This is a genomic window from Chryseobacterium indoltheticum, assembly GCF_003815915.1.
Lineage (GTDB): Bacteria > Bacteroidota > Bacteroidia > Flavobacteriales > Weeksellaceae > Chryseobacterium > Chryseobacterium indoltheticum.
This window is the reverse complement of record NZ_CP033929.1, coordinates 1,531,027-1,552,847: the sequence shown is the minus strand read 5'-3', so window position 1 is coordinate 1,552,847 and position 21,821 is coordinate 1,531,027. Positions and strand designations below refer to the sequence as shown.

The 21,821-nt window shown below is 33.6% G+C and carries 23 protein-coding genes and 1 tRNA gene; 5 read left to right on the top strand and 19 right to left on the bottom strand.

Translation table 11 applies throughout. From position 1 onward, the window contains the following. Positions 1-3 precede the first annotated feature (3 nt). The 3 genes from EG358_RS07375 (at position 4) to EG358_RS07365 (ending at position 2,190) form a co-directional block, all read left to right on the top strand. Positions 4-771 (top strand): MBL fold metallo-hydrolase, encoded by a 768-nt coding sequence (locus tag EG358_RS07375; protein ID WP_076562316.1) that lies wholly within the window; start codon positions 4-6, stop codon positions 769-771. A gap of 94 nt (positions 772-865) precedes the next feature. After that, positions 866-945 (top strand) — tRNA-Leu (locus EG358_RS07370). 99 nt (positions 946-1,044) lie between these two features. Beyond that, complete coding sequence (locus tag EG358_RS07365) at positions 1,045-2,190, top strand: tyrosine-type recombinase/integrase (protein ID WP_123890043.1); 1,146 nt, start codon at positions 1,045-1,047, stop codon at positions 2,188-2,190. A gap of 29 nt (positions 2,191-2,219) precedes the next feature. Here the strand turns inward: EG358_RS07365 and EG358_RS07360 are convergent, their stop codons facing one another. Continuing rightward, a complete protein-coding gene (locus EG358_RS07360) occupies positions 2,220-2,774 on the bottom strand; it encodes a hypothetical protein (protein ID WP_076562318.1) in 555 nt (184 codons plus the stop codon). After that, positions 2,774-3,157: a hypothetical protein gene (locus EG358_RS07355; protein ID WP_076562319.1), complete on the bottom strand. Its 384-nt coding sequence runs from the start codon at positions 3,155-3,157 to the stop codon at positions 2,774-2,776. The genes EG358_RS07360 and EG358_RS07355 overlap by 1 nt, the downstream gene beginning before the upstream one ends. Positions 3,158-3,278: 121 nt before the next feature. Between EG358_RS07355 and EG358_RS07350 the strand changes: the two genes are divergently transcribed. Next, complete coding sequence (locus EG358_RS07350) at positions 3,279-3,497, top strand: hypothetical protein (RefSeq protein WP_076562320.1); 219 nt, start codon at positions 3,279-3,281, stop codon at positions 3,495-3,497. A 4-nt stretch (positions 3,498-3,501) separates the two neighbouring features. Here the strand turns inward: EG358_RS07350 and EG358_RS07345 are convergent, their stop codons facing one another. Genes EG358_RS07345 through EG358_RS07330 form a run of 4 tightly spaced genes read right to left on the bottom strand, consistent with a single transcriptional unit; the run spans position 3,502 to position 6,263 of the window. Continuing rightward, a complete protein-coding gene (locus tag EG358_RS07345; protein WP_076562321.1) occupies positions 3,502-3,867 on the bottom strand; it encodes a hypothetical protein in 366 nt (121 codons plus the stop codon). A 1-nt stretch (position 3,868) separates the two neighbouring features. Continuing rightward, on the bottom strand, positions 3,869-4,495 hold the full coding sequence (locus EG358_RS07340) for an SOS response-associated peptidase family protein (protein WP_076562322.1): 627 nt from the start codon (positions 4,493-4,495) through the stop codon (positions 3,869-3,871). A gap of 44 nt (positions 4,496-4,539) precedes the next feature. Next, positions 4,540-5,796: a Y-family DNA polymerase gene (locus EG358_RS07335; RefSeq protein WP_076562323.1), complete on the bottom strand. Its 1,257-nt coding sequence runs from the start codon at positions 5,794-5,796 to the stop codon at positions 4,540-4,542. Beyond that, positions 5,793-6,263, bottom strand: a complete 471-nt coding sequence (locus EG358_RS07330; RefSeq protein ID WP_076562324.1) for a LexA family protein — start codon at positions 6,261-6,263, stop codon at positions 5,793-5,795. The genes EG358_RS07335 and EG358_RS07330 overlap by 4 nt, the downstream gene beginning before the upstream one ends. A gap of 283 nt (positions 6,264-6,546) precedes the next feature. Here EG358_RS07330 and EG358_RS07325 point away from each other — a divergent pair, with 283 nt between their 5' ends. Then, positions 6,547-6,768 (top strand): hypothetical protein, encoded by a 222-nt coding sequence (locus tag EG358_RS07325; RefSeq protein WP_076562325.1) that lies wholly within the window; start codon positions 6,547-6,549, stop codon positions 6,766-6,768. A gap of 50 nt (positions 6,769-6,818) precedes the next feature. On the opposite strand, the gene EG358_RS07320 is transcribed toward EG358_RS07325, so the two are convergent. The 13 genes from EG358_RS07320 to EG358_RS07265 are packed head-to-tail and all read right to left on the bottom strand — an operon-like array spanning position 6,819 to position 21,809. Further along, positions 6,819-7,259, bottom strand: coding sequence for a lysozyme (locus tag EG358_RS07320; protein ID WP_076562326.1), 441 nt, complete (start codon positions 7,257-7,259; stop codon positions 6,819-6,821). Next, positions 7,256-7,756: a hypothetical protein gene (locus EG358_RS07315; RefSeq protein WP_076562327.1), complete on the bottom strand. Its 501-nt coding sequence runs from the start codon at positions 7,754-7,756 to the stop codon at positions 7,256-7,258. The genes EG358_RS07320 and EG358_RS07315 overlap by 4 nt, the downstream gene beginning before the upstream one ends. Before the next feature lie 31 nt (positions 7,757-7,787). Further along, positions 7,788-8,333: a hypothetical protein gene (locus tag EG358_RS07310; RefSeq protein WP_076562328.1), complete on the bottom strand. Its 546-nt coding sequence runs from the start codon at positions 8,331-8,333 to the stop codon at positions 7,788-7,790. Between the two features lie 51 nt (positions 8,334-8,384). Next, complete coding sequence (locus EG358_RS07305) at positions 8,385-10,841, bottom strand: SGNH/GDSL hydrolase family protein (protein ID WP_076562329.1); 2,457 nt, start codon at positions 10,839-10,841, stop codon at positions 8,385-8,387. Positions 10,842-10,843: 2 nt separating this feature from the next. Then, positions 10,844-11,707 carry a hypothetical protein gene (locus EG358_RS07300; protein WP_076562330.1) on the bottom strand — a complete coding sequence of 288 codons (864 nt, stop codon included), beginning with the start codon at positions 11,705-11,707 and terminating at the stop codon, positions 10,844-10,846. A gap of 59 nt (positions 11,708-11,766) precedes the next feature. Further along, complete coding sequence (locus tag EG358_RS07295; RefSeq protein WP_076562331.1) at positions 11,767-14,964, bottom strand: hypothetical protein; 3,198 nt, start codon at positions 14,962-14,964, stop codon at positions 11,767-11,769. Continuing rightward, the gene (locus EG358_RS07290; protein WP_076562332.1) at positions 14,951-19,312 is read right to left on the bottom strand and encodes a tape measure protein; all 4,362 of its coding nucleotides are present in this window, start codon (positions 19,310-19,312) and stop codon (positions 14,951-14,953) included. Before EG358_RS07290 ends, EG358_RS07295 begins: the two co-directional genes overlap by 14 nt. Then, positions 19,302-19,943 carry a hypothetical protein gene (locus EG358_RS07285; protein ID WP_076562333.1) on the bottom strand — a complete coding sequence of 214 codons (642 nt, stop codon included), beginning with the start codon at positions 19,941-19,943 and terminating at the stop codon, positions 19,302-19,304. The genes EG358_RS07290 and EG358_RS07285 overlap by 11 nt, the downstream gene beginning before the upstream one ends. Continuing rightward, on the bottom strand, positions 19,936-20,175 hold the full coding sequence (locus EG358_RS07280; RefSeq protein WP_076562334.1) for a hypothetical protein: 240 nt from the start codon (positions 20,173-20,175) through the stop codon (positions 19,936-19,938). Before EG358_RS07280 ends, EG358_RS07285 begins: the two co-directional genes overlap by 8 nt. Next, positions 20,176-20,328 (bottom strand): hypothetical protein, encoded by a 153-nt coding sequence (locus EG358_RS19620; RefSeq protein ID WP_159436396.1) that lies wholly within the window; start codon positions 20,326-20,328, stop codon positions 20,176-20,178. After that, positions 20,325-20,744 (bottom strand): hypothetical protein, encoded by a 420-nt coding sequence (locus EG358_RS07275; RefSeq protein ID WP_123890041.1) that lies wholly within the window; start codon positions 20,742-20,744, stop codon positions 20,325-20,327. The genes EG358_RS19620 and EG358_RS07275 overlap by 4 nt, the downstream gene beginning before the upstream one ends. After that, positions 20,704-20,955 (bottom strand): hypothetical protein, encoded by a 252-nt coding sequence (locus EG358_RS07270; protein ID WP_076562336.1) that lies wholly within the window; start codon positions 20,953-20,955, stop codon positions 20,704-20,706. The genes EG358_RS07275 and EG358_RS07270 overlap by 41 nt, the downstream gene beginning before the upstream one ends. Further along, positions 20,955-21,809: a hypothetical protein gene (locus EG358_RS07265; RefSeq protein ID WP_123890039.1), complete on the bottom strand. Its 855-nt coding sequence runs from the start codon at positions 21,807-21,809 to the stop codon at positions 20,955-20,957. The genes EG358_RS07270 and EG358_RS07265 overlap by 1 nt, the downstream gene beginning before the upstream one ends. Positions 21,810-21,821: the final 12 nt, after the last annotated feature.

The window sequence follows — 21,821 nt, the reverse complement described above, 5'->3', positions numbered from 1 at the left end:
AAAATGAAGTTGAAATTTTTAGGAACCGGAACTTCACAAGGTGTCCCCGTTATCGGCTGCACTTGTGAGGTATGTACTTCTCAAAATCCAAAAGATACTCGTTTTCGGGCTTCAGCGATGATTACCACCGATGAAAACAGGAAAATACTGATCGACTGCGGACCCGATTTTCGTCAGCAAATGCTTATCAACAAAGAAAACCACATCGACATTACGCTTCTTACCCACGAGCATAATGACCATGTGATCGGTTTGGATGATATGCGTCCGCTAATTTTTAAAAGCGGTAAAAATATGACTATTTATTGTCTTTCAAGAGTCGGACAGGAAGTGAAAAACCGATTTCCTTATGCTTTTGCAGACATTCGTTATCCAGGAGCACCCGCTTTTGATTTACACGAAATCAATCACAAAAAATTCACTGTTTTAGATACAGAAATCACTCCAATAGAAGTAACACATTATAAAATTTCCATCTTAGGTTACAAGTTTAAAAAGCTCGCCTATATCACCGATGCCAACTTTATTTCTGATTTGGAAAAAGAAAAGTTAAGAGATTTAGACGTCCTTATTCTAAACTGTATTCGAAAATTTGATCCTCACCCTGCTCATTTCGTATTAGCAGATGCTATTAAATTATATGATGAATTAAAACCTAAAAAATTATTCCTCACCCACATCAGTCACCATTTTGGGCTGCATGACATTGAGGATAAGTTACTTCCCAAAGGAATACACCTTGCGTATGATGGTTTAGAAATAAATTTTTAAAGAAAGTTCAATAAAAGCCTTTGAACATTGAAAAAAAGTTTTTATATTTGCACACCAATTTGAAACAAACAGTAACGTTTGAAGTAAACATCAAGCCCAGGTGGCGGAATTGGTAGACGCGCTGGTCTCAAACACCAGTTCTTAGGAGTACCGGTTCGATCCCGGTCCTGGGTACAACAAACCTCGGAAATCCACTTCCACAAAGGATTTCCGAGGATTTTTAAAAATCTGTTTTCATCTCGTTAGATTTCAATCGTGCAAAAAACCGTGCAAATGAAATCTTATTCTCAAATGAAAGTTTATCCCATAAATTGGGAGACTTCAAAAAAATCAATTTCAAAAGATTGGATTGTCCGTTATATCTTCACAGATAAGAATGGCGCCGAATACTCAACATCATTCAAAGGAATGAATCACATTAAAGATCATGCTGATCGTGTTAATGAAACAAAACGCTTAATTCTTGAGGAACAGTTTATTCTGGAAAAAGGTTATAATCCTAAAACAAAGGAATATGATAATGATTCCGGCTTAGACTTAGTTAATCCTTCAACTCTTTTTTTAACAGCCTGTAACGCTTGTATAGCAGGAAAAGATTGTGTTGACACTACGAGAACCGACATGGAAAATTCCATGAAGCATATCACTAAGTACGCGACAAAATTACGATTACACACCAAAAAGCTCAAGGACATTACAAAAGGTGATGTTAAGCAGATTTTAATTTACATGAAAAAAGATAAGCATAGTAATTACAGGATAAATAAAACTAAATCCCACCTATCGGCGTGCTTTACTTTCTTTACTGAACTTGATATTTTCCAAATCAATTTTGTAAGAGGAATTTCAAAATTACCTCATGAATCAGCGAAAAAAGAAATTATTCGAACAGATGATGATTGGAATAAATTCCACTCAATTCAGCACATGAACTATAATGCGTACATGTTTCTTTACATTTTTCTTTATTCAGGAAGCCGATTCGAAGAAATGATTAAAATTAAAAAAGAAGATGTAGAGCTGGAAAAAAGTATTTTCTGGATCCATCTTTTAAAAGGCGGTAAACATACAAGAGCTATGCGACCAATAAACTTGAATACTTTCAAATTTTGGAAAGCTATTTATGAGAGGGCGCAACCCGGCCAATATCTATTTAGCTACAATCAAATGCCAAGCGATGAACCTGTAAAAGTGAAGAGTATTTATGATTTGTGTACAAAGTACCTGAAAGCTGCAGGGTTAAATATTACCGGATATGGTCTTAAATACTCCTATTTAAACTTAGTGGCTAAAATATATGGAATTACAAAAGCTAAAGAATTGGCAGGTCACACTAGTGAAAGAACAACAAAAATATATGCAGTTGATCACGAAGAACATTTAGTTGAACAAAATAAAAACATTGATATTTGTATTTAAAGAAATAGCCCTGTTAATTCAGGGCTTTCTTATTGATATTGAATATCTATGATTTTAAATTTACCTTCATCATCTATCATAATATTATCATTATGTACATCAGAGAAATTATATTTTTTCAGTAATCGATTTGCTTGAACTAAAAATTGTAAAAATACTTCATAGTTTGAAAACCCTCTCAAATTCAAGTATCTTATTAATTCTACTTTTTTAGATTCTAAAGAAATCATATTCTCAACATTTATTTCTTCTAAAAAATATTCAATGGTCCTAAATAATGTTTTTAAATCCTTATCAATATTATCAATTTTTTGAAAAATAAAATAATACTTACCATCATTTTCGTCTACTAAAATTGGAATTTCAAAAATACCTTCAAGTAACTCTTCCCTGATTTCTAACAATTTTTTATAGGCGTTAAATTCATCTACATTGTTTGAATATTTTAGAATTAAATTCGTTCCATCAATTTCATAAATTACACTTTCAGCGCCTTTATCTAAGAAAGTTATGTTTGTCATATGATTGATTTCGTTGAATTTAATCCCGAAATCAATCATTTTACTTTTTAATACATCCTTCATTATAATGGATTGTCGTTTTTTGATTTTAAACCTAATTCTTTAAGATAATTTCTTTGTTTGAAACTCAAGTGAGAAACTTGTTTAAAACCTATTCCTGCACGTTTAAATAGTTCGCTGTAAATTTTTTTTGAAAATGAATCTAAATGCAGCATATTCATCACTGTTTGAGCATCGTGAATTCTGGCAAATTCAATCAATTCCAGATCATTCATTTTCTCTAAAGTTTCAGTGATAATTTTTGATTCTGATTTTTTTAATCTTTCATAAAGATTTACATCTAAGTTTGCAAGAGCACTATCAATTAAAGGTTTTAATTCCTCCATATCCTTATTTGACAGCTCAATTTCAATTCCCGAGGATAGTTTAAAGTTTATTGTTTTCATTGCTTTGATTTTAGTACTGTAAAGATATTGCGCAATAAATTATCCACCTTACGGGTTTCCGTAATGCAGATAATTATTTTTTATTACATTAGAAAAATGAGACTTTCTATATATTTGCAAAATGGAAATTGAAGAGTTAGAAAGGCAGATATTAGAGATAGTAACCCTGAAGCATAATGAAACTGGCGGAAATAATGGAAATGGTTTTGGCGACTTTGACCATATTCTAAAAATGTCAATCGAAGATAGAAACTCATTTATAAATCGAATGGTGGATGAAAAGAAAATTGCAATCAGAATGGGACCCAATGCGAGAATGATTATGTTGCCAAAAAATTAAGGAGTCAAAAACTGACTCCTTTTTCTTCTAAAGCATATATTTCACGATGCAATATATTTTCATTAAGATCTTCTCCTTTTGCTAAATTCCAGATATAATGCAATAATTGAAAGATTTCTTTATCATCTAAAGCAGCCTTGAAAACATATAAATCTCTGCGATCTTTATTTTCAAAATATTCTTTATTGAAGGTCATTATGTTTTCAGCTTCTTCTTCCCATTTAATACGATAATAACCATCATATTCAATTTTTTTTTCAATCGCTTCTTCACGAATTAGTTCCATCACATCATTGTAAACTCCTTCTGAATCTTCAGCCATATCCATGGTGATATTCATTATCACTTGTTCTGTATCTTGTATGCTCATATCAAAAAAGTGTTTGTGGGATTTTCTCCGGTTCTAAGTTTACAAATTCTAAATTTGGAGAATAAGCTGGAAATTGAAATTCTTCAATTGGTTTTTGATCGAGGAATTCTCTTCCCATTTTTTCATCCAAAGTAATAATCATTCTATTGTGGATTTCAGCCTGAGTTGGATTTGGCAACGTGGTTACTAATCCAAATCCTAAATTTCCATCACTCCAAATATCATAAAAACCAGCAATGTAAAACTGAGCTTTATCTTTCCAAAACATTTCGTGCTTTACCTTAATCGGCGTTTTCTTTCCGGGAACTAAAACAGTTTTATGTTCGTAATAAGATGATGCAGGAATTAGGCACCTATTTTTTTCTATCTTTCTGTAAAAAGTGTGAGTGTTTTCAGATTGTAAGTTTTTACCTTTCGTTGGAGCATTCGGATTTTCTTGAGTTCCCCAATAAGTATTTATTAGAATAATTCCGTTATGATTTACTATTGCAGGAATTGCTGGTGTAGTTTGTTTTACGAATGCGTTTACATTATCCCGAAGTGTATATTCCTGTCCGGAATCTTCAGCATTGAAGTCCTGAAGTGCTTTCTTGAGATTTACACCTTTGGAGTTATAATTATAGCACATACTTATAGTTTGAAACTAATCTACAAATTTTATGCTATATCTATTTATGCTTTTAAAACAATTGATTCAGAAAATGATGTAGTGTATTTTGGAGAGAGGTGTTTCTGATCCATCTTCCATGTTTTCTGAATATCCATAGAAGCCAATTTCACTTTTTGAGTACCTAATTTTTTATTAAGAAAATCCATTGTTTGCATCAATGGTGCATGACGCTCATGAAGATCATCATCAAACATACTTGTCATTCTTTCGGAATCAGGAACGAAGGTTCCGGTAATTACTCCTACTTTTCGGTATTTAAAACCTTGAATAAATATTTTATCTAAAGCTTTTTTTGCAAACTTTGAAATCTCAATTGCTGAATTTGATGGATTTGGAAGCGTAATTGTAAACGAGTTTGAATATTGCGCCTGATCCATTTTGTATCTGTCAGTTGTCACAAATACAGTTACATGCTTACAACACGATCGCTGTTCACGTAGTTTTCTTGCACATTCTGAAGCATAAGTCGAAACTCTTTCACAAACGTATTCATAATTATCATTTCCTTTATCGAATGTTCTAGTAGTAGCAATGTTTTTCTTTGGCTCTTGAATAGTCATTCCGTACTGCTGGTCACCCAAAAGTTCCTTTTTCATTCTAACACCATAAACACCCATCTCGTCACGAAGAAAATCGTCTGGTAGTTGTGTAAAATCATATGCTGTTTTAGCTCCGTACTTTTGAAATCTCTCATAATATCTGCGGCCAATACCCCAAATATCTTCAAGAGGAAACCACTTTAATGCTGCCTGAATTCTTTTTTCAGAATCAAGAGTATACACAGAGCCTGTTTTATCCGGATATTTTTTGGCGATTTTATTGGCAACTTTCGCAAGAGTTTTCGTTGGAGCGATTCCAATACTTGTAGGAAGATCAAGACCTTTTAAAACATCTTGTCTTAGGTTTCGCATTCTGTTTTCCTGGTCGGAATACCCATCTAAAAAAAGAAAACTTTCATCAATTGAATAAACTTCGATATCGTTGCAATATCGCTTCACAATTTGAACGACACGATTGCTGATATCGCCGTACAAAACAAAGTTTGCAGAGAAAACGAAAAGACCATCTGATTTTTCAAAGTGTTTTACTTTGAAATAGGGCTCACCCATTTTTATACCTAAAGCTTTTGCTTCGTTTGATCTGGCAATAGCACAACCATCATTGTTCGATAGAACAACAACGGGTTTGTCCCGACATTCATATCGAAATATTCGTTCGCACGATGCGTAAAAATTATTACCATCAATTAAAGCAATCATAATTTCCGCCAGTTTCTAAATGTCCAGGTGACCACGCCCCATAGAAAGAATTCAGTTTCATCGTTTATGTCGAAATTTGAGAAATCAGGATTTTCAGAGTTCAACTTCAATTCCTGCAGTTTATTATTGTCATCGTATTTAGGCTTAAATCTTTTGATGAAGAACTGATTTTCGATAATTGCAGCAACAATATCATTCGGTTTAGCTTCTATACCTTTTTGAATCAAGCACCAATCACCATCCAAAACTCCAATATCTTTTAATGAATCTCCGGAGATTCTTCCAGGAAATGTTGTGATAGGATCTTTAACTAAAAGCTTCAGGAAATCTATGCTATCATCGGGAAAATCTAGTGCTGCACTGGGAAACGAACCATAACCGCCAGCTTTCAAGCTTTCGTTTAAAGGCTTCAAAATCAAAGACCCAGCACTATCTAATTTAAATATTTCTAAATTTCCATCTTCCATTTTGCAAAGTTATGGAGTTTAATTGTAGAGAAATCCACAACTTATCCACAGCAAAAATGAATGACTAATACGTCAAAACTTGACGTATAAAAAAAGAGAGCTTCCGGATTGATGTTGGAAGCTCTCTTATAAATTTGAATATATAAATTGGATGGTTTTTTCTTAATTTCAAAATTCATACCAAGATAATAGATAAATATTAATATTATCTAATTTCCCGTGTTTTTACGGTATTATATTTTGAAAAACATCTATATATTGGCAGCTTAAAAATTAAATAATTATGACACATCACTTTACAGACAAAGATTGGAAAAAATCAGATGAAGATTTTAAGATTGAAATCAAGATTAATATTAATGAAGACAAGCCTTTAATCCAGCTATATACAAAAGAAACTCAAAATGGTGTCGCAATACATGCAGATTGCCATATTGAAGTTGGTGACAATATCATTATTTTAAGTTCAGTCATTCCAGTAAATGGTTACGTCGTGATAAAATAATAAAAAAAAGTCCCCACTTACTTAGATGGGGATTTTTTTGTTAAACAAAGTTATTTTGCAAAAAACAACTCTGCTTCAGCTTTTCTCCGTCTGATTAAACCGTTTAAAGTTTTTCCTCCGGCGGTAATATATCTTGAGATAAACCAATCTTTGATAGTTTCTGAATTTGCTTTTTTATTGATCAAAGAAAACAGAGTATCAGATCCTCCTGTGTTGTAAGTATGCGAGACAAGAGCATCAAATTGATTTTGTGTAAGAGCGACTTTAATTTTATTGCTGACTATTTTTTCATACGTCGGTAAAACAGATGAAAATAATTCTACTCCTTTTTCTTTACTGATTGAAGAATCTTTCAGGGTTACTTTTTTCCCGCCCGGATAATAGGTATTTCCGTAGCCAATTGTAGGAATTCCCGCAGAATCCAGATAAGGCTTAGAACTAAATCCTTCAAATGATAAAATCAGATTGATTCCTTTTTGTGATGTTTTCATTTCTTAAAATATTTATAGACGAAAAAGATGAATATTAAAAAGGTCACAACAATTGTAATTACTATCCATGTTCCGGCTTGAAAGCCTGTGGAAGTGATATCATTGGTTTTTGTACTTACAGCGGATGCAACATCTTTAATTGTCTCTTTTGAAACTGCGGTTTTAGCGAGATCCTGAATAAAGTTTGTAGATTCTTCTTTCTTACATCCTTCAGTCTTTTCTTCGGCTTTTTTATAGTGGTTACTAATGGTGAAGTCTGCATTTCCTTTTATCAAAATACTTTGTAATGTATCTTTACCAACTACATTATGATATACCAATGGAGTTAAAGAATCTGCCTTGCCTTTGATGATGATGTCGCCAGAGAAATCTTCAACCTTCTTTTTTACGACCTGATCTGTAATTTTTTTAGTTTCATCCTTTCGGATTATTTCTTTTACAGAATCAAGTTTTACACGTTCAACTTCAGTCTTTCCTTCCTTTGTGAAAGAGACCATTTTATGTTTTGTCCTACAACCCAGCAATAAGCTAGTCAGCAGAATTAGAATCAATATCTGTTTCATTGTTTTTTAGATTTAGATCATTAATATTTAATGTTTTGTTGAATTTTTCAAATTTTCTTAAAAATGCTAAAGGCGGGAATTTACCATCTGTTATTATTCCTATGTTAACCAAAGCATTCCCTGCCGGATATATGAAAATCATTATTTTAGACGCTACTTTAAAATAGATACTATCAAGTTCTGCATCTGCTATGATTTGTATAAACGCTTCCGTAAGAAAATACACAAGAATCACCAATCCTATTTTTTGACTAAAACCGATCATCATTTTCTTTGGTGAAAAAGTATTGAATTTCATATGCTTCCAAACTCCCGCTACCAAATCAGCTATAATAGCAAATCCCAAAATAAATATGAAAACATAACTCTCAAGATACCATCCAGTAATTCGTTCGGAAATCGTCAATCCAACAGCTGGAACCAGAGCCAATTGCAAAGACGACCACATCTTACCACCCACGCCGCTTGAATGGATTGCAAGAAGATTATTTATTATAAATTGCTTAATCATAAGTTATCAATATGTGAACTGTTCTGTATAGAGTTATGTTGTTCATAGTACCTATCCTAATTTATTTGCTACTTTTAAAGCATATTTTTGTGCGCCAAAATCAGATAAGTGCGTTCCATCAACTGTATAAGTTGTCAATGTTTTAGCATTCATACCTAAATTATCATACATGGTTAAAACATCAATGTGATTTATTTTAGCAATTTCTTCTTCAGCATCGATAATACCTTTCATTGTCACGGGTGGAGTCCTACCATTTGCATATGTATCGGAACTCACACCTTCAATATTTCTGTATATGGGAGTAATAACAAGTATTTCAATTTTTGGAAAAGCGGTTTGAATCTTAGATAAAAACAAGTTCATTGCACCTTTAATTGTTGTACCCGTATTATCGGCATTCGTTCCAATTGGGCAAGTCCCTCCCGTTAGATCATTCGTTCCGAACGCTAAAACAATAAAGTCGACTAGCGCCCAGTTTATGGCTTTCATTCTGTTAACTATGTAAACATTGTCATCGCCCGTATTATCTCGAATCGCAATTGCTGCCGCTTCTTGTCTGCTCCAGTTTCCAGACACTACAGCCTCGGCGAGATTATAGGCGGAAAATGCATCATAATCGTTAGGAGTTATTTGATGTAGAGCCATTCTTGTTCCTCCAATAGCACAATTAATTAAATTACAGCCTAATAATTTACCTGCTATGTTTGTCCAGTTTGACAATTCCCCTATTGAATCGGCAAACACAACACCTGTTTGATTTGATCTTACACCACCCGTAACGATTGTATTTAATGGATTTAAATATTTTGAGTAGCCATAAGGAATATAAGGAGATGTTATTCTTTGATTAGCTGTAACCATTAAATTAGGTACATCCGTTAATGGAATATCTGTTTTTCTAGGCGCAATACGTATATATTTCTCACCCTCTAACATTGTATAACCGTCATAACCTAATAATAATATAGATGATTTAGTTATAATATTTTTATTCTCATCAAATACCGCTATCCAAGCTGGCGGGTGTTTGTCTGGATTTCCAAATATCGTAGCATTAACTTTATCGCCCGTTTTAAACGGTCCGATAAATCCTGTTAGTATACTGGCTAATGTCGTTACCTCAGGGGTTCCTGTGGTCGAATTCGACGGAATCCATTTCTCTTGTAGAATATTTGGATCATTTTTATCAAAGAAGTTTTCTGATTTTAAATAAAAATTATCTTTTACAATTACATTTTGCAGTTTAGAATCGACCTGCTTAGGCAAATCATTGAGATAATTTACCGTTGTGTTAATATGTAATTGTTGCTGTAAATTGTCATTTTCCTTTAGCAAATCCCAATTCACCAAAGCTTTAAATAGTGTTGTAGTTCCTGGGTTTGAACCTACATTTTTAATTTCTATTTCTTTAACACCAGTTCCTGTTCCTGTTGAAACAGCATAACTACCAATTAAAACTCCTGAGTCATTGGAAACTTGAAAAACGGGCGGTGTTTTTTTTAAAACACTGATATATAACTGATCTGAATTTTCCACGTAATTAACTTTGCCAAGATTTATAATAGAATCCGCATTGTAATTTGTGAGAACTGAATCAGGGAGTAAAAAACCGCTAACATTATGTTTCTTTAAATCATTTATATCTGTATATCGAATCCAATGGGTCGATACCGTCCATTGGCTCAAAACACTTGAATTAAATTTCTCTATAATATGATCAGTTGCTGTTGCATAGTAAATTATTAGCCCTGCTCTTCTCAATGCAACTGGCACTGCCAATCGAGCCGTATCAGGTGTGTAAAATCCTGAACTCAAAGGGAAGTTTTTGTCTAAATCTAAAACTCCTGCACCTGATATCTTTAAAACCCATTTAGAACTAACTCCGGGAATATCAGAAGATGTTGCTGTTTGTCCATCAGATAAATAATATATAGAACCGTTTTTAATAACAGTGCTCTTTTCTACATAATTGGATGCTGTCCAATCTGTAATAGATTTTCCGTTTGTAACCTCAAAAGTAGTAGGAGTAGATCCGTCTGTAAAAGTAATATTATAAGTATCCACCAGACCAACAGTTGATGTTTTTTCAATATCATTAATAGACCTCACTCCATACCTGTTAGCAATATCTATCCAATCCGTGCCGTCAAAATAAAATAAAGTGTCATATCCTTCAACTGCTTTTAAATCATCCAAATTAGGGTAATTCGTTCCTGGATCAGCTGAATAAACACGGGGCTTATACCATCCTATAACCGTAGGAGTAGCATCACTCGGAGATATTGGTTTTGCTAACCCTCCAATCAATTGATAAAATGTATTAATAGGCACTTTATATAGAGTTCCGTCAGCAGCTTCAAAAGGAATGTTCCCATCTACAGGATTCAACACTTCTGTCAGTTCACTGACTGATTTAACATTTATAAATGCAAGTAATTTATTAAGCTCAACCACTTGGATTGGTGTTAATCCTAATTCCTGCGCTATTTCCGGGGTTATTATCATAGTTATACTTTTATTGCATCCAGACCTTTAAAGGTGTAGATGATTGTTTTTAATTCATTTCCTAAAACTTGCTTCATAACATCTTCAAAGATTTTTTCTTCATCCAAGAAAATATTCATTCCCTTCTCATCCTTCTGGTTTGAAAATTTCATCGTTAGAGTCGGAGAAAATTCTTCGTATTCTGGTTTTTCTTTTCGAGTGCGTTTTGTTCCATCAATATAGAATTCATTATTAGTGGAATGAACTGTGATGAATGAAAGAATATTGTTATCGCCATAGATTGCAAATTCGTATTTAACATTCTCTTCTAACCAAGCATCATTAATAACTGTAGAACTTAATTTCCCTGCTTTTGCACTTTTCACATCTTCATCAATATCAAATTGCCCAAAGCAATATCCCGGAAGGCTCGTCACCATCCAATCATGATTATCGCCTAAAAAGGTGAATAGACCTCGGTTATAATTATGCTTGGTTGCTATTCGGATATGCTTTCTTCCTTCATCATCAGTACTGTCTAAGAATCTAACACAATTAGAGTAGAATAGAGTTTCACCCAATTCATTTTTTATTTCAAAATGCCCCTGAATTTCTTCAAAAGAAACAAAAGTAACTCTAACAAGCTTTCCGTCAAGTATACCAAATTCACATGGGACCTGAATTTCATCCAACCAAAGTTGTAAATCTTCTGATTCAACTTCATTTTGATAATTTGGGATTAAAAATCTATGATAAGAGTTTACTTCTAAAGGGTAAGGATTGTTAACGTGTCCGAAATATTGAGTGTTTTGCGGATTGGTCATGTCCTCCAACTCTTCAAGTGTCTTGTAGAATCTTACGGGGCTATGGTACCAGAATCGCTGCATAAATAAAACATTATGCACAAAACTAATGTGCATAATGTTAGGATTAATTGTGTGCGCTTTTAAAAAGGATCCGTAGATGGATCAAAAGGTCCTCCCGGCTCAAACGGAGGTTGATATCTTTTAACTGCTCTTACCTTCACATCAGTATTGAACTCTGAATTATCTACAGTATTTTTTATATTAATAAATAAATTTGATCTTGTTATAACTAGATTATTTCCAAAATTGCATTGAAGAATGTTTGTTCCATCATTATCAGTTGGTTTTAGCTGAACGTTAAAAACAAAAGCTTCATTATTTAAAACGTGATTAGAACTTACCGTATCATCACTATCAACACCGTAAGGTGTATAAGTGCTTACAATCTCATTTCCTAGATCATCACTTACTAAAAAGAAACCACCCCCGGGAGCTGATAAGAAATTCCAATTAATGTCAAAATTCCCAGTTCCGTAAAGCTGAAATCTTAATATGCTTGTTCCACAAGCCGTATCAATAGTTCGTTCTATTTCGCTATAAATCCAATCATTGAATCTCCAGTTTATCATTATCGTATTCGATTGCTTATTATAATAATCTGCCGTAGAAACAATAACTCTAAAGTACACCGGTGTACCTGTCATTATATTGAAAAACAGAATTGATTGAACATCATCTGTTTTAACATTAAATATTTCTTTCAAAGTAGTCCAATTCACACCATCAATAGAGTATTGTATTTTCGTAGTAGCATTAATATAATCTTGATTATACTCCCAGATTAACCGGACAGTATCTTTAGTCAATTGCTCAACACTTAGAAGTGTAGGATTATCTACTGATTTGCCTTTTACTTTTCCGTTGATAGTTAAAACGTTTTCACTTTTATTATGTGAAAAAGCACCTTCGCCAAACGGAAAAACATCATAAATACCATCAGGCGTGTTACAAGATAAATATCCCCTACTTCTCATTCGATCATATCCTATTCCATACTTCCAAGATTCATAAATAGCAATAAACTCTTCAAACGTTACCGATGTGTAAGAAATTGAAATTGTATCACCATTGAACAAAGTTTCCGAATAAGATCTCAATCTTCCTAAAGTTTCATCAGAGCCTACAGTTACTAAATCCGGAAGTTCATTAGCTAGATCTTCGGAATTAATTCTCATCTGAGCTTCAGAGTTATTTTTGTAATTAGTGATTTTGATCAATTCACTATTTAGCTTTTTTCTTAATCCAGAGCCAAACCATTTAAACCACCTTGCCATGTGATATTTTGGATTATGTCGAATATTGGTTGCCGTATCGAAATTACGGATATTTGCATTGTCGGTAAATCCTTCCTTAGTCCTGTTTTTGGTTAATTCTGCTATCCTGTATCTAATTGGCGTATCGTTTACTCCAGTTTCGATGCTTGATGTTTTATTAAGGGTCATTTTCGAAGTGACAATACTCAGAACAGTCCATGATCCAGCATTCTTTCCTTCTGTAATTTGAACAATATTTCCCACCTCGATCAAAGTAGTATCGAAAGGTGTTGCCGTGCAATTTAATTCCAAAAATCCGCCCACGTTGGAATGAACAGTATTTTCGAAAACTCCATTATCCCAAACGTCAGTTGTCTGAACTAAATCGATCAAAACCAAATCATCATCGTTATCATTTGTAGATGAACTTTTGTCTTCAATCAACTCCTTGATTTTAAATTCATCAATAATAAGTGATGTTTGCTTGTCAAGCTTGTTTTTAATTGATTTTATCGGTGTATTGGATTCTGAAGAAGTCGTGAAGTTTTTGATATCCTCTTTTACATTTGTTGAAAATTTCTTGGAACCGAAAAGCAAAGTATTAAATACTAAATCTTTATCATTTTCAATCTTGTATCCATCCTGAAGATAAAGTTTCTCTGATAGATCATATACTTTCACATCTTTAAAGAAATACGTCATATCTTCAACAACAACATTACTATTCAGAATATCGAATCCAAGACATAGCAATTTGGCAGCGCCTTCTGATAATGTGTTTTTAAAAGACGTTTTAATTTTTTGATTTAGATACACAGCAGGTAATCCCCTAAGATACATTCCTGTGGATATACATGTATTATAAAAGGCCCCGTTAACTCCAATCGTATTACTTATAACTGATAAGGAAGATGATGTATAATTTTTAACTAATTGATCTAAAGCAGATATTAATCTTACGCCTTTTGTTTTAACAAGTGGAGATTCTAAATTAGTAGTAATTTCAATGCTGGTATTCTCTTTAATTGGGAACAATCCGATGTTAACATCTTCATTGCTGTTTATTTCAAATGTCAAATTTTCTCCAGGATTTAAATTCCCTATGCTGAAGGTCTGATTATCAATCTTAATTATACCCGATACTGTATCTGCAAGTTTCACCGATCGCACTCCAGTTACTCCATTTTTAACCAAAGCATATAAAGAAGCATTCGCCATGACTCCACTACCTTTATTCACTTCAACTTCTAAATTGCTTATTTCTACCTTTAAATTAGGTAATGAAATATTAGTAGAAACAAAATCGCCTTGATATCTACGTGCAAATAGGGACGTATCAAGATTAGTATAACTCGTATAGTTATTAGTGTTGTTACCAAATTCGTATTCATCGGATCTTTTAAAAGAGAAAAAAACAAACTTGAACCCCGGTGTTACACCGCCATATCTAAATTGAGAAACATCATAAGTGTAGAAATTAGATAATCCTTTATCACCCTTTTTGTACCCAATGTCAAAAGTCTGAACCGGATCAATATCATTTTCATCTAAATCCTTAACGGCAAATAGATCTACAGTAGTTTCTTCCCGGGTAAATAATTTGTTTTGCGCTTCACTTTTTTTTATTTCAAGTTCTATTTTAAACATAGATACTTCAAAAGATTCTGAATATTTACCCAAATTAACATCGAAATTATCTTTCAGTAAATCATACTCAATTCCATCCTTTACAGCAATCCATTTAAAATTTATTAACCCATCGCATCCCTGTTCTTTGTAAACTGCTTTTATTATATCAAAAGCTGTTTTATGGCTATATTGAAAGAATCTTAGCTTTTCGTTATCGCCAATAATAAAATCTTTAACGAAAAACAATTCTTCATCAATATTTACTTTGGAATCAAGATCATCCCATCCGTCAGGCTTTTCAATTTCATAAGTTCCAGTATGAATACCTTCCGGAACAATCAATTTGAAGATCTCCTTAACTCCGTTTTCGTATAATATGTGTTTAATTGGTATCATCTTGTTTTATAATTTCATTACCTGTTTCTAAATCGTAGTAACCTATTAACTCTGGATAGTTTGCACCTCTTTGTTTGTAGATTTTACCATTTTCTTTTATCACAGTATCATGTGTATATCTTTTGAATGTAGAATCAAACTTTTTGGCTATTAAATCAGCAATCTTCTCTGAATAGTCTACATTCTGATTAATCACCACCGGTGCCGGAGCTCGTAAACTTTGAAGTGCTATTTTATGGAATATGTTATCTCCTAACTTTGGAATAGAACCTATTCTATTGATGATAGCTTTAGTTTCTTTAGCTGTATGAACATTATCACCTTTTTTAAGATATGTTAATTGATCTCCTTTATCTGAGCCCAAAGAAGTGATTTCGCCCTTTTCATTTGAGATAAATTCACGGCCGCCATCCTGAGTGATTGCAACTTCTGCATTTCCGCCTTTACGTCCTACACGATATTTAGGAACCGGATCTTTTGCCATAATAGCAACTGATTGAGCAATACCAAAACCTAATGCTAATGCTGCAGGAATAGCCCCAGCAATGAAACCCAATTGAGCTAGAGTCATAGTAGCCGCCAAAGCTCCATTTATTAATGCTTTTTGAGCTGCAGCCTTTTGCTCAGCTCTTGCTTTTTGAGCTTCAATTAATTTTTCACGTTGATACTGCTGTTCTTTGTACGTTCTAGCCTCATCTTCCAGTCGATTACGCTCTGACATTTGTTCAGCAGTTAATTCTTCTAATGAATTAAGAGCATTTAAACGCCCATTAATAAATCCCAATTCCTGCTCAGTTGTTTCCTGAGAAATTTTTAACTCTTCATCAAGCGCTGCAATTCTTTTTTCTTTTTGCTTATCTGTTAAATCCGACATAGCGTCTAAAACAGCAGAAGCAGCAAGAACTGCATAATCCTTCCAAGATGCGGTATCTCCTTTCAGCCTAACCATTAAAGCACGATATGAGCTGGCTAAACCTTCAAAACCTAAATCATCAAACCCCTTAGATATTGTATCTTGAATAGCCTTAGTTTTTTCATCAATATCATTTTTAGTATCAATTTCAATTTGAATGTTTATATTCTCTAATCCTTTGATTAAGCCTTCAAGTTTTTCGACTTCCTGTACGTCATTAGGGTTGATAATGCCTGCAACTTGTGAAGCTGCTATTTTAGTTAATAACTGAGAGCGTAAGGTTTTAAGTCTTTCAATCTCAATTTTATTGACTTCAATTTGGTTATTTTTTTCTAAAATATTTAGTTGAAATTCTCTTTCGGAAATTGTTAATTTTTTATTAGCAAGAATAACCGATTTCTGCTGCTCATAAGTTAGATTCTGAAAACCTTGAGCAAATTCAGACTGCACATTTAAATCTTCCAAAGCAGCTTCATATCTCGAACGAAACCTTTCGCTTCTCTTATCTTCAAGCTGTCCTATTTCTTCATCACGTTTTCTTTCTAAATCAATCGTTTCTTGATTAGCGTTTTTGGCAAGGCGAATTAATTCTTTATGATATTCCTCGGCTTTTTGAATTGATTCAGTATCAATTTCAATCTGCCTATCAATCCTAGCTACTCCGGAAACGAAAGAGATATTTTCTAAATCTTCAGAATTTCGTTCTAAAATATTTGATTGTATCTTATAATTTTCTTCAAGGACTTTAGCTTCATTTTCAAATGCTTTTTTACTTATTTCCGTTTTTTTTGCACTTATACTTTTTACCAATTTTGCTTGATCTAAATCAGCATCAGCAATTTGTTTTCGTTCTTCTGCATTTTTACCTTTTAGGTAGCCCATCTTCTTGTTATAGAATTCTGTATTTATTCTAAGGATTTCATCTAAATACTTAATCTCACTTATTTTTTCCTTCTCAAAACTGGTTTCATTTTTAGCTAACATTGTATCTCTAATCGCTTGAAGGTCCTTCAAATGATCTTTCTGAATAGATGATAAGGAAGAAGCTTTTTTCTTTTCATCTTTTTCTAATAATTTAGTTTTTTCCCTTTGCTTTAAAATTCCTTTTTCATCTATAAACCATCCTTCAGTTTCTTTTTTTGTTGTAGTAATCCATTTACCATTAACATTTTCCCGGAAGACATTGTTGATTAATGCGAATTTTTTACCTTGTCTTTCGGCTTGTCCTAATATTTCATCAAAATAGATTCTCCTATTACGCATAGCCCTTCCTGTCTCGTCAAAGCTTAATGAAAGAAGACCATTTGAATTAACTAATTGCCCTTGAGTACCAATTAGCATATTTGTGGCCTCTATTATATTATTATACTCCTTACTTGCTGATTTAATAGCTTTTTCATTTCCTTTTACTCCCCTATTGTATCCATCGAAATTAAGCGTACCAACATTTATTATATTATCTAATTGGTATAATATATCTAAAGCATTTGTATTTTCTTCCGTGAAATCTTTTGTGCTTTTTCTAACAATTGAAGTTGCCTGACTATAAGTAATAACTCCATCTCTAAAATCATCGATTGCTTTTTTTGCTTCATCATTTAAATTATTATATTCTACAGCATTATCACTGTAAACTCTGCCTATATAAATTAAAGCTTGTGCCTGATCCTTTAATAAATCATTTATTTTTTCTTGTTGTTTTTCAAGAATTATTTTTTGTACATATTGATAGTTTACGTTTTGGAGTTGTATGCTTATTTCGCTAAGGGTAGATTTTTCTTTATCTAAACCATTTAAAAAATAAGGATTTAACGCAACTATTTGTTCTATTATTTCTTTTTTCTTCTTTTGATCGTTAAAGTTTTTCCTAAGCTCTATTCCTAATAAATTTAACTGAGCTTGTTCTTGCTCAATAATGGTTACCTTTTTACTTGGGGTCAATGCTTCAAGCATATTTGTCAACACCGCATTAAAACCTAAAACGGATTTGGTCATGACGCCACTTCCGGAATTAACACCATCTACAAAGGCAACCCAAGCATTTGTTCTACGATTGATAGAAGCTGTTTGGGTGTCAATTTGATCTCCTAAATCAAGCTTATATTTTTTATTTAGCTGATCAGCGAATTTAGGAAGAACATCATCAGCGAGCACCTCTCCATCCTTAAGCATTTTATCAAGTTGCGCAGTAGAAACACCCATTCCATCGGCGAACAACTTAAAGGCTCCGGCCATACGGTCACCGAGCTGTCCTCTTAATTCTTCTGCTTGTACTTTTCCTTTCGACATCATTTGCCCAAGTGCTCTAAGTATACCAGTTGTTTCGTCTGTAGAAACCCCCAATAAAGAACTGGATCTCGTTACTGCATCAAAAATATTCTGCGTTTGTGTCCCCTCTAAATAAGTTCCTTGAGCAGAAGCGGCAAATTTCGTGTATGCATCTGTTAATCCCAATATTTCAATACCATATCGGTCAGCGATTCCGGTTAGAAATTCATTTTGTTTTGCAACATTATCTTGTGTTTTAAAAACAGAATTTTGAGCTAAACGAAGTGAATCTAACTTGATAGATGTTTCAAGTGCCTTTTCTCCTAATCTATAAAAGGAACTTGCAATATTATCTACAAGACCAACAACTCCTGCAGCTTTTAAAATGTCTGTTACACGACCCGGTAATGATCCGTGAACTCCCGGAGTAGTAGATCTATTTAATCTCGTTAACTGTCTTTGAAGGTCAATAGATTCTCTGTTTGCATTTCTGAAGTCACGAGATAGTTGGGCTAATCTTTGTCTATACTCCCTTTGTGCAACATCTCCATTTCTATACGCCCTAGTCAAGTCCACCATTTCAGCACCATAATCTCGTGCCCTATTGCGTGCTTCACGTACCTCCCTCGTTAATCTAGCATGAGCAGATGTACTTTCTCTTGTTTGTCTTTCATTTTGGCGTTGTTCTCTCGTTGCCTGCTGTCTTGCTCTGCTTTCGGCATTTAATGCATTAGCAGCTTCACGGTTAGCTCTGTTTTCAGCAGCTTGAGCATTTGCCGTTTCTCTAGCCGTTCTTTGCTGTTGAGTAGCTATTCTTTCTGCAGCTTCCCTAGCTCTACTTTCATCACGAGTAGCATTTGCAACTTCTCGAATAGCACGACTTTGTTCCCGAAGCATCTGAGCGACCTGTCTTTCAAGCCTTGTGATACGGGTCATATTATTAGCCATTGCAACCTGTGATTTATTAAATTCCTTGGTTGCGGTGTTCATTTCTCGTAATGCACGGGTATACTCCCTTGGGGTACCTGTTTTTAAAGCCTTACTGATGTTATTAGCATTTTTGATTAAATCCTTTGTCGTTTTTATAACGCTTTTGATAGAATCTTCTACTCTTTTTAATTCATCAATACTTTCCTGTGCCTGAATGACCGCTAATCTATCTGCCATGATTATGTGCTTTATTTAAACTTTCAACTTTCTTAATGAGACTCTTAACCATTATACCATACTGATAAAGAGAAATTCTATTTTCATCCGGATGTAATTCTAACCCGATACATACGCTGATAAACTGCTCATCGATATCAACTTCTTCATTTGATTTTTCTTTTTTCTCAAGCCTTGATTTAATCTGAAGAATATCATTGTTGTACTTTTCAATTTTTGAAAGAAGTTTTTGTTTTTGAATTTCCAAATCATCCGACTTCTCCACCTTCACATCGCTTAGTAGATCTTTTATATCCGAATTATCCACTTTCCAATTAATACTTTCACGAATGGCATTTGCTATTTGTTTTGTAGAAATAATATCAATAATCAATGAAAGTTTGTTTATCTCGTTACTGGCACTAGCATACTTGCCATAATCGCTTATCTCTTCGTTCTTTGTGTTGATTGAGATAACATAATCCTCAACAACTTTATTAAATTGTTCTTCAAGAAATTTTTTATCAACTTCGATTTCGTCACCCGATTCGTAGCTTTTTATCATATATAAAAAATCCCCTGTTTGTATTATTCGTTTATAATTCCAAAAGGGGAGCTCTTTACTATCTTGATATATTTTAATATTATTCATTTAGGCAGGGATGTTCTGAGACGTGAAACCACTCGATTACACCTTTCTCGTTAATAAATTTTCGATCCAATGCGATTTTGTTGGGATTTTCTCCAGCAGGAACATAAGCAACTGACAATCCTCTTTTATCATCGAAAATGTGATAAATGAAAAACCGTTTTTCAGGATCATTAACAAATTCTCTGAGCTTCTGACATTCGCTTTGAGTGATTGGTTTGCTACAATTACACATTTAGATGCACTTTACTTTTCCGTTTTCTTCCTGATATCGGAATTCAATAGTTTCAGAATCTTTTCCGGTAAGTGTAGAAACTTTTATTACTTCACAATCTGGGTTCTTAGAACTTACCAGAGTATATTTTTCGATGATTATTTTTGTTTTCATTTTCCTTCGTTTATAATTTCTAAGAGCTTAGGTTCTATTTTCGGAATGTTGTCTTTCTGGGCTTGTATCATCTGTTTTCGATTGATACCAATTATTTTACTTTTGCTTTTGTAGTAGTAAATATCCTTCATGTATCCAGGATCATAGTTGGTGGTAAAAAGAACTTCTTTCAAAGTCACTTTCACTTTGATGCTTTTATAGAATAATCCATCATATTTTTTGCCCCACCAATGTTTTAAATCCCACCTTCCATCACTTAAAGGATTTGAACGCCTTTTATATTGGTGATAAAACACACCTGCTTTTTGATAACGGAGTGAATAGCGAGGCATAAATCCGTACTCGCTATCACGTCCGTGTAATAAGTTATCCTGATTAATCTTTTCCAGCTTGCTTGCGATCAGAGCTTCTTTCACCAGTCTTGGTGTTTGCTTTTTCGCCTTCTGAACTCTCTTTAATAGTTCCTGTGGACTGATTAGATTCATCGTTAATTGATGGTTTCAGGTTTTTTACAATCTCATCCTCCGTTAAATGAGGGTATCTTTCTTGTACATGCTTTACGGCTTCATTATTCGATTTGAATTTTTTACCCGGATTAAAACTGTACGCTCCAACCGTATAATTCATTATACTACGGTTTTTTTCATTGATTCACCGGCGTAGTAATTAGTGTCAATAGCTACAACAGGATATCCAGCATTATCTGTTTTAAACGAAACTAGATGATCTACAACCAATGCTGGATGAGTCAGTGTATAAGCACCGTTAATTTCAGAAACCGCTGTTATTGCTTTTAATACATCATTGTCAACCATTTTCCAATTGTCCGGCTCATTAAGTCCAGAAACAACTGAATCGGCACACATGTTCGAAACGTTCACAACCGTAGTAGTTGCTCCAACTGTCAAAATAGGAACTTTAATATCTAAAGCCGCTACCGGGTTTACTTCCAAGAAGTCAACTTCATCATCTTGCATCAAAATTGAGGTTGCCTGCCACGGAGACATTGCCGTTCTAGTCAAATCAATCATTAGAGATGATCCACCCCCTTCAGCTGCTGTTTTAATTTTTTTAACACCAGTAAATAATTTGACATCAAACCCTTTAACTGTTCCATCTTTCATTTCTCTTCCTAAAACAGAACCATCTTCCAGGACGAACATAATTCCATATCTCTCTGATCTATTCAGTTTTTGGATTTGATTTTGAAAGCAATTTCCCCTGTAAAAAGTTAAATTCCATCTCTTCATTCCAATTGTATTCTGAATTCTTTCACCATTGGACATGTCAGTGAATCCAGGATCAACATCCGCATCTTCTGCATTAAAGTCTTTAACTGTTCCAATGATTTTATCTTGTGCGATAAATCCATCTAAAATGGTTTTACTGAAGGTTGCAGGATCAAATTTAATTGATCGGTCTACAAGCATAAATCCTAAAGCCTGCTTCTCGTCGCAGAAAATCCCACCGATACGAGCCACTGCTTCAGATAA

What these genes read in the sequence shown, in the direction of transcription:
- EG358_RS07340 (WP_076562322.1), bottom strand. Translation starts at nt 4,495, where the DNA reads ATGTGCTATAATTATAACTCCAAAGGTGTAAATCTCAAGAAAGCACTT.
- EG358_RS07315 (WP_076562327.1), bottom strand. Translation starts at nt 7,756, where the DNA reads ATGGTCTCTTTCACAAAGGAAGGAAAGACTGAAGTTGAACGTGTAAAA.
- EG358_RS07355 (WP_076562319.1), bottom strand. Translation starts at nt 3,157, where the DNA reads ATGAAAACAATAAACTTTAAACTATCCTCGGGAATTGAAATTGAGCTG.
- EG358_RS07305 (WP_076562329.1), bottom strand. Translation starts at nt 10,841, where the DNA reads ATGATAATAACCCCGGAAATAGCGCAGGAATTAGGATTAACACCAATC.
- EG358_RS07350 (WP_076562320.1), top strand. Translation starts at nt 3,279, where the DNA reads ATGGAAATTGAAGAGTTAGAAAGGCAGATATTAGAGATAGTAACCCTG.
- EG358_RS07345 (WP_076562321.1), bottom strand. Translation starts at nt 3,867, where the DNA reads ATGAGCATACAAGATACAGAACAAGTGATAATGAATATCACCATGGAT.
- EG358_RS19620 (WP_159436396.1), bottom strand. Translation starts at nt 20,328, where the DNA reads ATGAAAACAAAAATAATCATCGAAAAATATACTCTGGTAAGTTCTAAG.
- EG358_RS07280 (WP_076562334.1), bottom strand. Translation starts at nt 20,175, where the DNA reads ATGTGTAATTGTAGCAAACCAATCACTCAAAGCGAATGTCAGAAGCTC.
- EG358_RS07360 (WP_076562318.1), bottom strand. Translation starts at nt 2,774, where the DNA reads ATGAAGGATGTATTAAAAAGTAAAATGATTGATTTCGGGATTAAATTC.
- EG358_RS07290 (WP_076562332.1), bottom strand. Translation starts at nt 19,312, where the DNA reads ATGGCAGATAGATTAGCGGTCATTCAGGCACAGGAAAGTATTGATGAA.
- EG358_RS07330 (WP_076562324.1), bottom strand. Translation starts at nt 6,263, where the DNA reads ATGGAAGATGGAAATTTAGAAATATTTAAATTAGATAGTGCTGGGTCT.
- EG358_RS07335 (WP_076562323.1), bottom strand. Translation starts at nt 5,796, where the DNA reads ATGATTGCTTTAATTGATGGTAATAATTTTTACGCATCGTGCGAACGA.
- EG358_RS07325 (WP_076562325.1), top strand. Translation starts at nt 6,547, where the DNA reads ATGACACATCACTTTACAGACAAAGATTGGAAAAAATCAGATGAAGAT.
- EG358_RS07310 (WP_076562328.1), bottom strand. Translation starts at nt 8,333, where the DNA reads ATGATTAAGCAATTTATAATAAATAATCTTCTTGCAATCCATTCAAGC.
- EG358_RS07295 (WP_076562331.1), bottom strand. Translation starts at nt 14,964, where the DNA reads ATGATACCAATTAAACACATATTATACGAAAACGGAGTTAAGGAGATC.
- EG358_RS07270 (WP_076562336.1), bottom strand. Translation starts at nt 20,955, where the DNA reads ATGAATTATACGGTTGGAGCGTACAGTTTTAATCCGGGTAAAAAATTC.
- EG358_RS07300 (WP_076562330.1), bottom strand. Translation starts at nt 11,707, where the DNA reads ATGCAGCGATTCTGGTACCATAGCCCCGTAAGATTCTACAAGACACTT.
- EG358_RS07320 (WP_076562326.1), bottom strand. Translation starts at nt 7,259, where the DNA reads ATGAAAACATCACAAAAAGGAATCAATCTGATTTTATCATTTGAAGGA.
- EG358_RS07285 (WP_076562333.1), bottom strand. Translation starts at nt 19,943, where the DNA reads ATGAATAATATTAAAATATATCAAGATAGTAAAGAGCTCCCCTTTTGG.
- EG358_RS07365 (WP_123890043.1), top strand. Translation starts at nt 1,045, where the DNA reads ATGAAATCTTATTCTCAAATGAAAGTTTATCCCATAAATTGGGAGACT.
- EG358_RS07375 (WP_076562316.1), top strand. Translation starts at nt 4, where the DNA reads ATGAAGTTGAAATTTTTAGGAACCGGAACTTCACAAGGTGTCCCCGTT.